13 protein-coding genes are annotated in these 14,638 nt (G+C 65.3%); 12 read left to right on the forward strand and 1 reads right to left on the reverse strand.

Features of this window, described 5'->3' with window-relative positions; genetic code table 11:
- Nucleotides 1-48 precede the first annotated feature (48 nt).
- The 9 genes from ACYVF5_RS12205 to rbfA all read left to right on the forward strand — a co-directional run bounded on the left by ACYVF5_RS12205 (nt 49) and on the right by rbfA (nt 11,486).
- Nucleotides 49-1,323 carry an acyl-CoA dehydrogenase family protein gene (locus ACYVF5_RS12205; protein ID WP_460946753.1) on the forward strand — a complete coding sequence of 425 codons (1,275 nt, stop codon included), beginning with the start codon at nt 49-51 and terminating at the stop codon, nt 1,321-1,323.
- Nucleotides 1,324-1,496: 173 nt separating this feature from the next.
- Nucleotides 1,497-2,660, forward strand: coding sequence for an ABC transporter ATP-binding protein (locus ACYVF5_RS12210; protein WP_460947023.1), 1,164 nt, complete (start codon nt 1,497-1,499; stop codon nt 2,658-2,660).
- Entirely contained in the window at nt 2,657-4,423 is a 1,767-nt protein-coding gene (locus ACYVF5_RS12215; RefSeq protein WP_460946755.1) for an ABC transporter permease, read from the forward strand. Before ACYVF5_RS12210 ends, ACYVF5_RS12215 begins: the two co-directional genes overlap by 4 nt.
- Nucleotides 4,416-5,531: an ABC transporter substrate-binding protein gene (locus ACYVF5_RS12220; protein WP_460946757.1), complete on the forward strand. Its 1,116-nt coding sequence runs from the start codon at nt 4,416-4,418 to the stop codon at nt 5,529-5,531. Before ACYVF5_RS12215 ends, ACYVF5_RS12220 begins: the two co-directional genes overlap by 8 nt.
- A 158-nt stretch (nt 5,532-5,689) precedes the next feature.
- On the forward strand, nt 5,690-6,430 hold the full coding sequence (locus ACYVF5_RS12225; RefSeq protein ID WP_460946759.1) for a helix-turn-helix domain-containing protein: 741 nt from the start codon (nt 5,690-5,692) through the stop codon (nt 6,428-6,430).
- Between the two features lie 234 nt (nt 6,431-6,664).
- The gene (gene nusA, locus ACYVF5_RS12230; protein WP_460946761.1) at nt 6,665-7,654 is read left to right on the forward strand and encodes a transcription termination factor NusA; all 990 of its coding nucleotides are present in this window, start codon (nt 6,665-6,667) and stop codon (nt 7,652-7,654) included.
- Between the two features lie 93 nt (nt 7,655-7,747).
- Nucleotides 7,748-7,993 carry a YlxR family protein gene (locus tag ACYVF5_RS12235; RefSeq protein WP_460946763.1) on the forward strand — a complete coding sequence of 82 codons (246 nt, stop codon included), beginning with the start codon at nt 7,748-7,750 and terminating at the stop codon, nt 7,991-7,993.
- An 83-nt stretch (nt 7,994-8,076) separates the two neighbouring features.
- Nucleotides 8,077-10,917, forward strand: coding sequence for a translation initiation factor IF-2 (gene infB, locus ACYVF5_RS12240; RefSeq protein ID WP_460946765.1), 2,841 nt, complete (start codon nt 8,077-8,079; stop codon nt 10,915-10,917).
- Between the two features lie 119 nt (nt 10,918-11,036).
- Nucleotides 11,037-11,486 (forward strand): 30S ribosome-binding factor RbfA, encoded by a 450-nt coding sequence (rbfA, locus tag ACYVF5_RS12245; protein WP_460946767.1) that lies wholly within the window; start codon nt 11,037-11,039, stop codon nt 11,484-11,486.
- 107 nt (nt 11,487-11,593) lie between these two features.
- Here the strand turns inward: rbfA and ACYVF5_RS12250 are convergent, their stop codons facing one another.
- Nucleotides 11,594-12,508, reverse strand: coding sequence for an HhH-GPD family protein (locus ACYVF5_RS12250; protein WP_460946769.1), 915 nt, complete (start codon nt 12,506-12,508; stop codon nt 11,594-11,596).
- A 64-nt stretch (nt 12,509-12,572) separates the two neighbouring features.
- On the opposite strand from ACYVF5_RS12250, the gene ACYVF5_RS12255 reads away from it, so the two are divergent.
- The 3 genes from ACYVF5_RS12255 to ACYVF5_RS12265 all read left to right on the forward strand — a co-directional run bounded on the left by ACYVF5_RS12255 (nt 12,573) and on the right by ACYVF5_RS12265 (nt 14,600).
- A complete protein-coding gene (locus tag ACYVF5_RS12255) occupies nt 12,573-13,247 on the forward strand; it encodes a nucleoside/nucleotide kinase family protein (RefSeq protein WP_460946771.1) in 675 nt (224 codons plus the stop codon).
- A 67-nt stretch (nt 13,248-13,314) separates the two neighbouring features.
- Complete coding sequence (gene truB / locus ACYVF5_RS12260; protein ID WP_460946773.1) at nt 13,315-14,235, forward strand: tRNA pseudouridine(55) synthase TruB; 921 nt, start codon at nt 13,315-13,317, stop codon at nt 14,233-14,235.
- A complete protein-coding gene (locus tag ACYVF5_RS12265) occupies nt 14,232-14,600 on the forward strand; it encodes a hypothetical protein (protein ID WP_460946775.1) in 369 nt (122 codons plus the stop codon). The genes truB and ACYVF5_RS12265 overlap by 4 nt, the downstream gene beginning before the upstream one ends.
- Nucleotides 14,601-14,638: the final 38 nt, after the last annotated feature.

Consider the following 14,638-nt stretch of genomic DNA (forward strand, 5'->3'; position numbering starts at 1 on the left):
CGAGTCTCATAAATAGACTTCTGACGCTTCCAAGGAAGGATGCAACGGATGAGCAGCACAATCGACAGTCCGCACGCGCCGCCCGTTCAGGGCACAGACAGGCCATCGCTGCTCGAGGCGGCCCGCGCGATGGAACCGGCGCTCCTTGCGGCCGAGGGCATCATCGAGAACGAGCGCCGTGTGCCTCAAGAGATCACGGATGCGATGTATGAGAACGGCATCTATCGTGCATTCTTGCCGGCCGAGCTCGGTGGTGTGGAAGCGCACCCGCTCGAGTGGCTCGACGCGGTCGAGGAGATCTCTCGCGTCAACGGCTCCGTCGGCTGGCTGTGCATGCTCCACACGGGCAGCACGTTCATCGAAGCCGATGTGATGCGTGGCCTGCTCGAGCAGAACCGGTGGATCACAGCGTCCAACGTCGGTCGCGCTGCAGGCAAAGCCGTTCGCGTGCCGGGCGGATACCGCATCAGCGGCCGCTGGCCGTTCACCAGCGGTTCCCCAGAGGCGAACTGGCTATCGGGTCGTTCGGTGTTGTACGACGAGAACGACGAGCCCGTGATCCACCCGCACGACGGCCTGCCGTGGTTCATCGTGGCTTTCTTCCCGGCGTCCGACGTCACGTTGTACGACACGTGGGACGGCCACGGCCTCCGTGGGTCGGGCAGCGGCGACTTCGAAGTGAACGATCTCTTCGTTCCGTCAGAGATGGTCAACGAGGCGGGCATCTGGGAGCGTCCTTACGACCGCGCCCTCTATCGGTATTGGTTCAACGTCATGGCGCACGGCGCGCACGCGCTGGGCCTCGCCCGAGGTGCGATCGAAGAGTTCCTCACCCTCGTTCAGATGTCGGCCAAGCGCGGATCGTATCGCCAGGCGCGTCTCGGCAAGGAGGCTATGCACCAGTACTCACTGGGCAAAGCCGACACGATGGTGCGCGCCGCGAGGGCACATCTCTGGGACCTGGTGGGCAAGGCATACGAGTCGGCGGAGAAGCAATGGCCCGTCGACTACGAGCTACGCGTTCAGCTTCACGCGGCGACGATCAACGCCGTTCACACTGCACGTACGGCCGTCGACATGATCTTTCAACAGGCCGGTGCTCCGGCCGTCTTCCGCGGCAGGCGGCTGGAGCGCATTCACCGCGACATGCTCACCGCGGCGAACCACGCGCTGATGGCCGAATCGTCATACGACCGCATCGGTCAGTACCTTATGTCCAAGGACAGTCCGACCGGCCCGGAGATCGAGCTTCACGAGCTCGGCTTCATTCCCGGGCCTCACCCGCAGCACGACCGCAAGAAGCGGGACCGGGCAGACGCTTGACCTGTGTTGCGGGCGGCCAACCCCCGCCCGCAACCGCATAACCGCCGGTGACCGCCGACCGACGCGAGTCGATCCGTTTCAAACGTCCGATCTATGAGCTTTACGAGACGACGACTTACTGCCCTTCTCGATGAGGGTTCCTCTGGCAAACGATGGAGTTTACCTTGTCTTCAGTGACCGTGCGCAGCCTCGACAAGAGGTTCGGCAATTACCGGGCGATTCGAGGAGCCGACCTTTCGGCGACCGAGGGCGAGTTCGTGACGCTGCTCGGGGAGAGCGGGTGCGGCAAGACCACCACCCTCCGTTGCATCGCCGGACTGGAGACTCCGACATCCGGTTATGTGTCGATCGGCGCCCGCGTCGTCTACGACAGCGAACAGCGCATCGACCTGCAGCCTGAGCGCCGCAAGACGGGCATGGTCTTCCAAAGCTACGCGCTCTGGCCACATCTCACGGTGCTCGAAACGGTTCTGTACCCGTTGCGGCGCCGCAAGGTGCGGGGCAAAGAGGCGCTGGAGAGGGCACGCGAGGTGCTGCAGACCGTGGGACTGGAGCAGCTCGCTGCCCGCCCCGCGACGTCGCTGTCGGGCGGCCAGCAGCAGCGTGTCGCGCTGGCACGGGCTCTGGTCAGCCGCCCCGACCTGATGCTCTACGACGAGCCGCTGTCGAACCTCGATCCGTCGCTCCGCCGCCAGGTGCGCGACGAGATCCTCCGTTTGCACCGGGTCAACGGCACCACCTCCATTTATGTGACGCACGATCTCGAAGAGGCGATGCATCTCTCCGATCGCATCATCGTGATGCAGTCCGGACTTCTCGAACAGTCCGGCACACCCGCCGAGATCTTCGCCAGACCGACGAACGAGTTCGTCGCGAGGTTCGTCGGCTTCGAGAACCTCCTCAATGCCACGGTGGTCAGCGTGTTCACTGACGCCTTCACCCTGAGGATGAACGACATCGGCGTGGACGCCACACTGCCGATCGCGACGGCGACCGGCCCGGTCTCTGCTGGCGACGACGTTGTGCTCGCCTTCCGCTCCGCCAATGCTGTAATCGCCTCGAAGAGCGAGCCAGGGAGGCCTCGCCTCGAGCTGCGCGGCGTCGTCGAGCGCGTCGACTTCCTTGGCTCGCGCAATGAGTTCCGCATAGCGTGCGGCGGGGCCACTGTGCGCGTCGCGGAATCCGAACGCGACTACCGCCGTCAGCAGCTTCGACGGGAAGCCGGGGCCCTTGTGGGCGTCGAGGTGGATGCGGAGTTGTGCTCCGTGATCACGACCGGCAGACGCTCCCCGCATCCGGGTTCCGACGAGGCCGAGGTCGCAGAGGTGCTCACATGAGACGTCTTCCAGTGGAATGGCGCGGCGAACGGCTGTTCGGAAAGCTGCTGCTCGGCGTTTCTCTCGTCATTCTCTTCGCACTCTTCCTCTGGCCTCCCATCATGATGGCTCTCGCGGCATTCCGTGTCGGCAACCTTGCGGGACAGGGCGAGTGGAGCATCGCGCCCTTCCTCGAGACTCTCGCGCGAGAGAGCACATGGACGGTTTCGCTCAACTCGGTCATCCTGTCCGCGGCGTCCAGCCTCGGCGCACTCGCCATCGGCACGTTCCTCGCCTGGGTGGCAGTTCGCACGACGACACCGCTACGACGCTGGATGACACCGGTCATGGCGGTCATCCTCGTCATCCCCTCGCTCTTCTACGGCCTCGGCTGGTACCTGGTGGTGAACGGAAACGCCGCCCCAGCCAACGTCGTCCTGCGCGAGCTCTTCGGCATCGCGGGCTCCCCCCTCGGGTCCGGATGGCCGATCATGTTGTTCGTCGTCATCGGCTTCGTCCTCCCGGTGGGATACCTCTTTATGGTCGGACCCATGGCCAGGATGGACGCAGCGCTCGACGACGCTGCCCGAATGAGCGGTGCGACACGCGGGAGTGCCTTCCTCACCGTGACGCTGCCGTTGCTGCGCCCCACGATGTTCGGCGTTTTCGTGCTTATGACGTCCTACGGGTTCAGTGCCTTCGAGCTGCCGCTGCTCTTCGGCATTCAAGCAGACATCCATGTCTTCTCGACGGCGGTGTACACGACCCTGACGGCGCAGGAAGCAGTGCCCAACTACGCGGGGGCGAGCACGCTGTCGCTGATCCTGATGGCGCTGGTCATAGTCCTCGTGATCGTGCGCTCGGGCATACTGGGCGGACGCCGCTTCTCGACGATCACCGGAAAGGGCTTCCGGCCAGAACCGAAGAGCTACGGCAACGTCCAATGGCTGTTCCTTGCCTTCTTTGTCGTCGTCGTGTGCTGGGCAGGTGTGATCCCGCTGATACAGATGGTCATCGGCTCTTTCCAGCCTATGTTCGGGCTGTCGCTCGGGTTCACCACAGCGAACTATGACAAGCTGCTCGGAAATCCCGGGACCGGCTCTCTCGTCGCCTTCACTCTCGTGCTCGCGGCGGTCGGCGGCTTCATCGCGGCCTCCGTCGCACTCGCTATGAGCCATCTCTCCGTGCACTCGGGCCGGTTCGTTCGTTCTGTTGTGTCGACGGTCAGCTGGGCCCCGGTGGCGATCCCCGGCGTGCTCGTCGGCCTCGCCCTGATCACGGCGTACCTCCCTGTTCCCGGGTTGCGAAACCTGATCGGCACTCCGGCCATGCTTCTCCTCGGTTTCGTTGTGGTCGTCACGCCGATCGCGACGAGGGCGATCGAGGGCGGTGTGCTGCAGATTGCACCGGAACTCGAGGAGTCGGCGCGAATCTCCGGGGCATCTCGGCTCGTCACATTCTTCACTGTGGTCGTGCCTCTGGTTCTGCCGAGCTTCCTCGCCGGATGGTTCATCGCCGGGGTCGGAATCGCAGGCAACTTGAGCCTCCCGGTGCTGCTCTCGTCTCCCAGCATGCAGACGGTCGCGGTGCAGGCGTACGACGCCTATCGACAGGGTTACGCCTCTGAGGCGGCTGCCCTGTTCCTGCTCCTCATGGCCTCCATCGTGGTGGTCGGGGCTGTGGCTTGGCTGCTGGCATGGGTGACAGGCCGCCTCATCAAGACGATACGACTCGCTCGCATCGAGCACGCTCTCTCAACGAAAGGAAGTGTTGTGCATGTTTAGACGCCAACGATGGCTTGCGGCAACTGCGCTGGTCGTTCCCCTCGCACTGCTGGGAGGGTGCTCGGCCGGGGTCGGATCGGAACCGGGGGGCTCCGGTTCTGTGAGTGGATTCGACGGTGCGCTCGGCACTGCAGAGGAGGAGGCCGAGTTCGCGACGCTCTACGAGGACGCGCTCGCGGCGGGCGAGAACCAGATCGTCGCATACGGCCCACCGCCGGCGCGGGCGCTCATCGATGCCTTCCAGACGCGGTTCCCCGGCATCGAGGTGAACTACCAACAGCTTCAAACGGCGGAGCGCATCGCGAAACTGGAACAGGAGAAGCAGACCGGGAACTTCGTCGCCGATGTGGCCGCTGACGGGCGTACGCCGATCGTCTCGATGGCGCTCGACGGATGGTGTCAGCAGGTCGACCCGATCATGGACGTTCCAGAGGAGTGGATGGGCCCTGACTCGCGTGCGATGTACCCGTACGTCTCGGTCTTCGGCCTTGTCATCAACACGGACCTGCTCGATCCAGCGGACGCGCCGAAGAGCTGGGAGGAACTTCTCTCACCCGAATGGGAGGGGAAGGTCGTTATGGTCAGCCCGGCCGCAGGTGGTGCGGCGGCCTTCACCTTCGCCATGATGGAGACGCCCGAGGAGAACGCCGAGAAGTACGAAGGTATCAAAGAGGGCATTCGAGACAACGTCTCCCTTGTCGCGCGAGACGCCCTCGTGTTGCAAGAGGTGGCCCAGGGCACCTATCCGATTGGAGCCCTCGCCTACTATCCCTACTTCTTGGAGACCGCTGCGCAGGGCGCACCCATCGAGTTCGTGTTCCCGTTCACCGAAGGCGGTGGCAACATGTGGACGAAAAGCGGCAACTGTCTGATTGAGAACGCACCTCACCCGAACGCGGCGCAGCTCTGGATGAACTGGCTGACGAGCCTCGAGGGGCAGACCGTGCTCGCCGAATCCGGCTGGTACCCGACGATGCCGGGCATGCCCGGTCCCGGTGGCCTGCCCGCACTTGAAGAGATAGACCTGCTGCACGCGCTTTCCGATGAGGAATCGATTACGGCCTACGGCCCTTACGTCGAGGAGGTCATCTCCTTCTTCGGGGGCTGACCGTCTCATTCATGTGTCGCCCCGGTCGTCCGCTTCTCGACCGGGGCGACACACACCTCCGAACCGGGCTTGCTCTCTGCGCTATCCTGTGGCAAGCGGGACCAGCGGGTCCCATGTCGCAGTCGGATCGCCGATCGCTCGGCAAAGGGAGTGTGTGATTGACTGACCCGGTTTCCGGACCGCCGGTATCCACAACGGTGGCTCGCGCGGGGGCTCTGCTCCAGCTGCTCGCCGATCACCCGGAAGGACTCGGCGTCACGGCACTCACTCGCCATCTCCATACGCAACGAGCGCCCCTCTACCGAATCCTCGACGCGCTCATCCGTTATCGTTTGGTGCGCAGGGACGATCAGAAGCGCTATCGTCTCGGCATCGGCACCCTAGCGCTCGCGCGTGCGTACTCGTCCCAGTTCCCGGCGGGCATGGAACAGCTTCTCACCGAACTCGCCAACGACGTGGGTGTCACGGCCACGCTGATATCAGCGGAAGGCGACGTCCTGACAACCGTGTTGTCCGTGACGCCGAGCACAAATGCCGAGCACGTGTTCACGCCCCCGGGGTTCCGTCACCCAGATGGACCGCTCGCCCCTCTCATCGCCCTGCAAGCGTCAATGCCTCCGGCTGAGGGCGATTCCGAGGCTGTGATGGACGCCAGGCGCCGCGGGTATGCTGTCGCGCACGGGACGACCACACCGGTCCGCCACGCAGCGGCCGCCGTTGTCCCCGCTACCGCCGTCTCCGGTGTGAGGCTCGTTGTGGCCCTCGTCTCGTTCGTGGAATTCGACGCGGAGGCTTTCGCGGAGCGCCTGATAGAGACAGCGCAGATGATTGCCGAGTCGCCCGGTGGCGGCCACGGTCACGATCCTCGCCGAGCCTACCGATGGACGACCGGCGACTGAACGCCCCTCCGACATCGAAGCTCTCTGCTGCGGCGCTCGGGGCCCGTTGCAGAGGAACCGTGGTGAACGGCAAGGACTCGCTGGCCGTGATCCCGTTCGATTGAGGCGAGGGCGTCGCCGGCAGAGGATGCAGCTGCTCCTCTCAGATGGTGACGGGACAAGCACGGGTCGGGTATTCTGGAACTTCGCCGGGTGGCATACCACACCGGCACAGTTGAATAGAGGAGGCCTTCTGTGGACATCGATCTCAGTGTCTTGAAGATGATGGAGCGCGAGAAGGAAATCCCGTTCGACGAACTCGTCGAGATCATCGAGCAGGCCATTCTCACTGCATATCTCAAGAACCAGACGCAGGTCGGCGCAGAGCCGCCCGTTGCGCGAGTGGAGCTCGACCGCAAATCCGGGCATGTCGCCGTGCTCGTGCCAGAGCTCGACGACGAGGGCAATGTCATCGGCGAAGCCGAATCAACCCCTGACGACTTCGGCCGGATTGCCGCATTCGCAGCGAAACAGGTCATCAACCAGCGTTTGCGCGACCTTGCGGACGACGCGGTTCTCGGTGAGTTCAAAGGCCGTGAAGGCGACATCGTCGCCGGTGTCATCCAGCAGGGGCCGAACCCGAGAATGATTCACGTCGACCTCGGCACCGTCGAGGCGATCCTGCCTCCTGAAGAGCAGGTGCCCGGTGAGGATTACAAGCACGGCAGTCGTATCAGGGTCTATGTCACGAGTGTCTCGAAGGGTCTCAAAGGCCCATCGATCACCGTGTCGAGAACGCATCCCGGACTCGTGCGCAAGTTGTTCGCGCTCGAGGTTCCCGAGATCGCCGCGGGTGTCGTTGAGATCATCTCGCTCGCGCGCGAGGCCGGCCACCGCACGAAGATCGCCGTCAAGGCAAACGACCCGAGCGTGAACGCGAAGGGCGCATGCATCGGAGAGCTCGGACGCCGCGTTCGCGCCGTGACCGAAGAGCTCGGAACGGAGAAGATCGACATCGTCGACTATTCGCCTGACCTCGCCGTCTTCGTCGCGAGCGCGCTGTCACCGGCGAAGGTCACGTCCACGTTCATCCTCGACGAGTCGACGAAGGCTGTCCGTGCCCTCGTGCCCGATTACCAGCTTTCGCTCGCCATCGGCAAAGAGGGGCAGAACGCCAGGCTTGCCGCGAAGCTGACGGGCGCGAAAATCGACATTCAGCCCGATTCCATTCTCGAGGATGCCTAGGGGTCCGGTGGTCGGGCAGCTTCGCGAGGAACGAGAGCGGCGTGTCGAGAGCCCCGCACGGGCTCAGATGAAAGCACAGTTTGGACGTGTAAGATGGAACCCGTTAGAACGTGCGTCGGATGCCGAGCACGTGCCGCACGATCCTCTCTTCTGAGGGTCGTATCCCGGGAATCACACCTTGTTGTTGACGAGTCAGCGACGCTGCCCGGGCGTGGTGCGTGGCTTCATCCGACGCGAGAGTGCTTTCGACTCGCACTCAAGAAGCGGGCCTTCGGGCGTGCTTTGCGAGTGAAGACCGCACTCGACACTCACACACTGGAGAACAGGCTGAACGGCTAATGGACAACTAATGAGCGGCTCGAAATGAGACCCGTCCGTAACTAACGGTCTGCCCTGTCTGGGCGGGCCCAGACAGGAGAGAAGTGGCTGCAAAACCACGCGTACACGAGATCGCATCCGAACTCGGTGTCGACAGCAAGGTAGCCCTTGCGAAATTGAAGGAGATCGGCGAGTTCGTCAAGTCTCCGTCCTCAACGATCGAACCTCCGGTCGCGCGCAAGCTTCGCGCCGCGCTTGAGGCAGACGGCGCCGGAGCGGCGCCGAAGAAAGACGCAGAAGGATCGAAGCCCGCTGCGGCCAAGCCCACTGCGAGCACACCCGGTCCCGTAGCCGGACGCCCGTCGGCCGGAACGCCGGCTGCGCCGAAGAGCGCGGAGCCCCAGGGCGCCGTGCCCGCGAGTGCAGAGCCCGTACAGGCAGAGCCGGTGAGTTCCGCACCCAAGAGCACAGTGCCGAGCCCGGGGGCAGCCCGCCCGTCTGAGACGCCTCCGGCTCAACCGGCGGAGAGGCCGGAGGAACCTGCGGCATCGGGCGACAAGTCGGCTCCGGGAGCAGGTGCTCCCCGGCCGGGGCAGCCGCGTCCAGGCAACAACCCGTTCACGACCTCGCAGGGCATGGGTCAGCGTCCTGCCGGTCAACCCCGCCCGGGAAACAACCCCTTCGCCAGCGCCCAGGGCATGGGCCAGCGTCCCACCCCGGCGAACATTCCTCGTCCGCAGGCTCCACGTCCCGGTTCACCGAGGCCAGGGGCACCACGCCCCGCCGGCGGCGGTCGTCCCGGCGGCGGCGGTTTCCAGCGCCCAGGTGGCGGTGGCGGCGCCGGTCGTCCCGGTGGCGGCGGTTTCCAGCGCCCGGGCGGTGCCCCGGGCACCGCTGGCGGTTTCCAGCGTCCGGGTGGCGGCCCAGGCGGCCCAGGCGGCTTCGCCGGTCGTCCAAGTGGCGGTGGCGGTCGTGGTCGCGGACCGGGTGGAGGAACAGCAGGCGCCTTCGGCCGCGGCGGCGGAAAGAGCAAGTCGCGCAAGTCGAAGCGCACCAAGAGGCAGGAATTCGAGCTGAGGGAGGCTCCGTCGCTCGGCGGCGTGAGCGTTCCCCGCGGTGACGGCAAGACACAGATCCGACTGCGCCGCGGAGCATCCATCTCTGACTTCGCAGACCGCCTTGAGTCGGTCACGGGAATGCAGGTCCAGCCGGGCAACCTGGTGACCGTGCTGTTCCACCTCGGTGAGATGGCAACGGCGACCGAATCGCTCGACGAGGCCACATTCGAGGTGCTCGGCTCTGAACTGGGCTACAAGATCCAGATGGTGTCGCCCGAAGACGAGGACCGCGAGCTGCTCGAAGGCTTCGACATCGACCTTGATGCCGAGCTCGAGGCCGAAGACGACGAAGATCTCGTGGCGCGCCCACCGGTGGTGACTGTGATGGGTCACGTCGACCACGGTAAGACCAGGTTGCTCGACGCCATCCGGAACGCCAATGTGGTCGCGGGCGAGGCCGGCGGAATCACCCAGCACATCGGCGCCTACCAGGTGCACGCCGAGCACGAGGGCAAAGATCGCGCGATCACCTTCATCGACACACCCGGGCACGAGGCGTTCACCGCCATGCGTGCTCGTGGTGCGCAGGTCACGGACATCGCCATCCTCGTGGTGGCGGCGGACGACGGCATCATGCCGCAGACGATCGAGGCGCTGAACCACGCGCAGGCGGCCGATGTGCCGATCGTGGTCGCCGTGAACAAGATCGACAAGCCCGACGCCAATCCGGACAAGGTGCGCCAGCAGCTCACGGAGTACGGTCTTGTCGCCGAGCAGTACGGCGGCGACGTGATGTTCGTCGATGTGTCTGCTCGAGACAACATCGGAATCACCGAGCTGCTCGATGCTGTGCTCCTCACAGCTGACGCCGGTCTCGACCTGCGTGCGAACCCGAACAAGGACGCACGTGGTGTTGCCATCGAAGCGAAGCTCGACAAGGGCCGCGGTTCGGTTGCGACAGTGCTCATCCAGTCCGGAACGCTCCGTATCGGTGACGCGATCGTCGCCGGCACGGCATACGGCCGTGTGCGGGCGATGATCGACGAGAACGGCGACGCTGTTCCCGAAGCGGGTCCCTCGCGTCCGGTCCAGGTCCAGGGCCTCTCGAGCGTTCCCCGAGCGGGCGACACCTTCCTCGTCACAGAAGAAGACCGCACCGCCCGCCAGATCGCCGAGAAGCGTGAAGCCGCCGAGCGCAATGCCCAGCTGGCCAAGGCGCGCAAGCGGATCAGCCTCGAAGACTTCACCAGGGCGCTCGAAGAGGGCAAGGTCGAGTCGCTCAACCTCATCATCAAGGGTGACGTCTCCGGTGCCGTTGAGGCTCTGGAAGAGTCGCTGCTCAAGATCGAGGTCGACGAGAGCGTGCAGCTGCGCATCATCCACCGCGGTGTCGGTGCCGTCACGGAGTCCGACGTGAACCTGGCGACGATCGACAACGCGATCATCATCGGGTTCAACGTGCGACCGGACACCAAGGCCCGCGAACGTGCGAGCCGCGAGGGTGTCGACATCCGGTTCTACTCGGTGATCTACAACGCGATCGACGATGTCGAGAGCTCGCTGAAGGGCATGCTCAAGCCAGAGTACGAAGAGGTCCAGTCCGGTGTCGCCGAGGTCCGCGAGGTGTTCCGCTCCTCGAAGGTCGGCAACATCGCCGGTGTCATCGTGCGCTCGGGAACCATCACGCGCAATGCCAAGGCGCGTGTGATCCGCGACGGCGTTGTGGTCGGCGACAACCTGGCCATCGAGTCGCTGCGTCGTTTCAAAGACGACGTCACCGAGGTGCGCACGGACTTCGAAGCCGGTATCGGCCTCGGCAAGTTCAACGACATCCAGATCGGCGACGAGATCGAGACGACCGAGCTCATCGAGAAGCCTCGCGGCTGATCACTCGCGTCTGACAACCACGGTCACCGGTCGGGGCAGCCTCTTTCGAAGGGCTGCCCCGGCCGTCTGGCCTCCGGCACCGAGAGTCACCGTCCGGTGCACCGCCGAAAGAGAGAACCATGGCTGAGAACCCACGGGCCCGCAAGCTCGCAGATCGCATCAAAGAGGTCGTCGCGAAGCGCCTCGATCGTGGTCTCCGCGATCCGCGCCTCGGCTTCGTCACCATCACCGATGTTCAGGTGACGGGTGACCTGCAGCACGCATCCATCTTCTACACCGTTTACGGCACAGACGAGGAGCGGGCCGACACCGCGGCCGCCCTAGAACGCGCGAAGGGGATGCTTCGCAGCGAAGTCGGCCGCAACATCACCGCCAGGCTCACGCCGTCGCTCGAGTTCATCCACGATGCGATCCCCGAGAACGCTCAGCACATCGAAGAGCTGCTTCGCGAGGCGAGGGACAGGGACACCGAGGTCGCCGGACTCGCGGCGACTGCTGCGTACGCCGGCGACGAGGATCCCTACGTCAAGCCTCGGGAAGACGACGACGAAGCAGACCGCCCCGTCTGACCGGACCCGGCGTTCCGAGTCGCAGCGCCGGGCATGCACTGCCGCCGGCAGCACTGCGTGCGGGGCGCTCATCCACGGGTCGCTGCATCCGTGGCGCTGTATGCGAGTCAGGGCAGAAGGTATCCGGAGCCGGTGTCGACGGCCAGCCCGTCGGCGATGAGACCGGCAACGGCGCGATCGCGCTGGACGGCGTCTGGCCAGAGCGTCTTGATCTCGGCCGTCGTCACGGGCACGTCAGAGGCACGCAGTTCCCGCATGATCAGCCCTCGCACATGCCTGTCGCTGCCCTCGTACTTCTTCTGCACGGGTTTTCTCGCACCGAGATAGGCCGGGTAGCCGGCGGACCGCCACACGCAGTGCTCGACGAGCGGGCACGCGTCGCAGCGAGGAGCACGAGCCGTGCAGACCAGGGCGCCGAGCTCCATGGCGCCCGCATTGAACACGGCCGCCTCTGCGTCGTCCTGCGGCAGCAGGTCCTCCATCGTCGCCAGGTCTTTCCCCCTGTGCGGGGGACCGGGTTCGCCCTGGCCGAGCACGGCGCGTGCGATGACGCGTCGTGTGTTCGTGTCGACGACCGGATGCCTGTGTCCATATGCGAAGACGGCTACGGCTCGTGCCGTGTAGTCGCCGACGCCCGTGAGCGCGAGCAGCTCGGGCACGGCGGCCGGCACGACCCCGTTGTGCCGCTCGGTGATCTGAACGGCTGCGCTGTGCAGCCAGAGCGCGCGTCTCGGATACCCGAGGTTCGACCAGGCGCGGACGGCTTCGCCGGGCGGCACGCTCGCGAGGTCGGCAGGAGTCGGCCAGCGTTCCAGCCACTCGGCGAGCCGGGGGATGACCCTGTTCACCGGTGTCTGCTGAAGCATGAACTCGCTCACGAGTGTTCCCCATGCCGTGAACTCCCGTCTCCGCCAGGGAAGGTCCCTGGCGGAGGCGCGATACCAGTCGTTGACCAGGGGCGCGATCGCGGGGGTGGAAGAGCGCGCGGATGCCTGATCCGCCGAGGTGGTGCTGATGGTCACCCCGCTACCCTAACCGCACGCAGGGTCTCGAGGGCAGGCGTGAGGCCGAGGGTATGCTCGCAGCATGAGGCTCGTCACGACTCCACGCATCGCACTCCTGCGCGAGCTGCGCGACGAGATCACCCACAACTACCCGAGAGGCCGTGTCATCGTCGCCGTCGACGGTGTGGGCGGCTCGGGCACCGCCCGCTTTGCAGACGGCCTCGCCGAGGTGTTCCGCGAGGCCGATCACACGGCGTTCAGGGCGTCGATCGATGACTTCCACCGCCCGCGAGAAGACAGATACCGACGGGGCAAGGATTCGCCAGAGGGGTTCTACGTCGACTCGTTCGACTATTCGCTGCTGCGACGGGTGCTCATCGAGCCGTTTCGCTTCGGAGGGAGCGCGGGTTTCCAGCTCGTGGGCTTCGACGAGATGCGGGACACCATGGAGGAGGCCCGCTGGGTCACGGGGCCGAAAGACGCTGTTCTCATCGTCGACGGGGTATTCCTGCACCGGCCCGAGATCAGAGGGGCCTGGAACTATTCCGTGTGGCTCGACGTTCCGTTCGACGTCGCATACAGCCGTCTGCACTCGTCGATCGGCGCAGATCCCAGGCCGGATGCCATGTCGAACGCGCGCTACGTCGGCGGGCAGACGCTCTATCGTGCCGAGGTGAACCCGGCGAGGGCTGCAGGTGTGATCATCGACAACGTCGACGAGGACCACCCCCGGCGCACTTTCCTCGACAGCTGCTGAACAGCTCGCGACGTCGCCGGCCGGCGATGTGGGAAGATGGCAGGGCCGTGTCGACGAGAAGGAGCAAGTGGTGAGTTCAGGAATCCTGCTCATCGACAAGCCGTCTGGCATCACCAGCCACGACATCGTCGCTCGGGTTCGCCGCCTCGCGGGCACACGCAAGGTCGGCCACGCCGGAACACTCGATCCGATGGCGACAGGGCTCGTGATCGTCGGAGTGAACTCGTCGACGCGACTGCTCACGTATCTCGTCGGTCAGGACAAGACCTATCTCGCCACGATCAGGCTCGGTCAGAGCACGTCGACGGACGACGCAGAGGGAGAGCTGGCCTCAACGGCCGCGGAAGACGCGGTTGCTCAGGTGGCCGACGACGACATCGATGCGGGTGTTCGCGAACTCACCGGTGAGATCGACCAGGTGCCGAGCAGTGTCAGCGCCATCAAGGTGAACGGAAAACGCGCTTACGCGCTTGTGCGAGCTGGCGAACAGGTCGTGCTCTCTGCCAGACGCGTCACGATCTCGCGGTTCGACGTGAGCCGTCGCATCCGAGGGCGCGGCGTCATCGACCTTGAGGTGCGGATCGATTGTTCGTCGGGCACCTACATCAGGGCGCTTGCACGCGACCTCGGCGCGGGGCTGGGCGTCGGCGGACACCTCACAGCCCTCCGCCGCACCCGAATCGGCCCGTTCTCGATCGACGACGCCCACGAGATCGAGAGCGTGGAGCCTGCCCTGCACCTCATCGGCGCCGCAGAGGCCGCGACGGCGATCCTCCCCAGAGCGGATGTCAGCGAGCAGCAGGCGACGGATCTCGGGCACGGCAAACGGATCGACTCGCATCGCCTCCCGCAGCTCGACGGTCCGCTCGCAGCCGTCTCGCCGACGGGCCGTCTCGTCGGCGTGATCGAGCTGCGGAACGGGCAGGCGAAGAGCATCGTCAACTTTCCCGATGCAGAAGCGGCTGCCGGAAGACCGGGTGCACAGTGATCGAGTGGTTCACGATCACTCAGGTCGCGGTGGCGGTGCTCGCGGGGCTGCTCTGCATCGTGATCGGTCTGACGGGTCGTGCTCCGAGCGATCTCACCCTCGGAGCGACGGCACTCGTCGAGGTGCTCCTGATCGCTCAGCTCGTCGTCGCGTTGATCGCCCCGGCGGTCGGCAACCAGCCCACCGGCAACGTGCTCGAGTTCTACACCTACCTGATCTCCGCACTCCTCGTGCCGCCTGCAGCGGCATTCTGGGCCCTGATCGACAGATCGCGTTGGAGCACGGTGGTTCTGGGCGCGTCATCGCTCGCGATAGCGGTCATGGTCTACCGGATGGGCCAGATCTGGTCGGCGCAGCTCGCGTGAGCTCGAGCGGCGGAGAGCTGTGGGCGAATCGCCCGCCC

This window comes from Okibacterium endophyticum, from assembly GCF_054780075.1.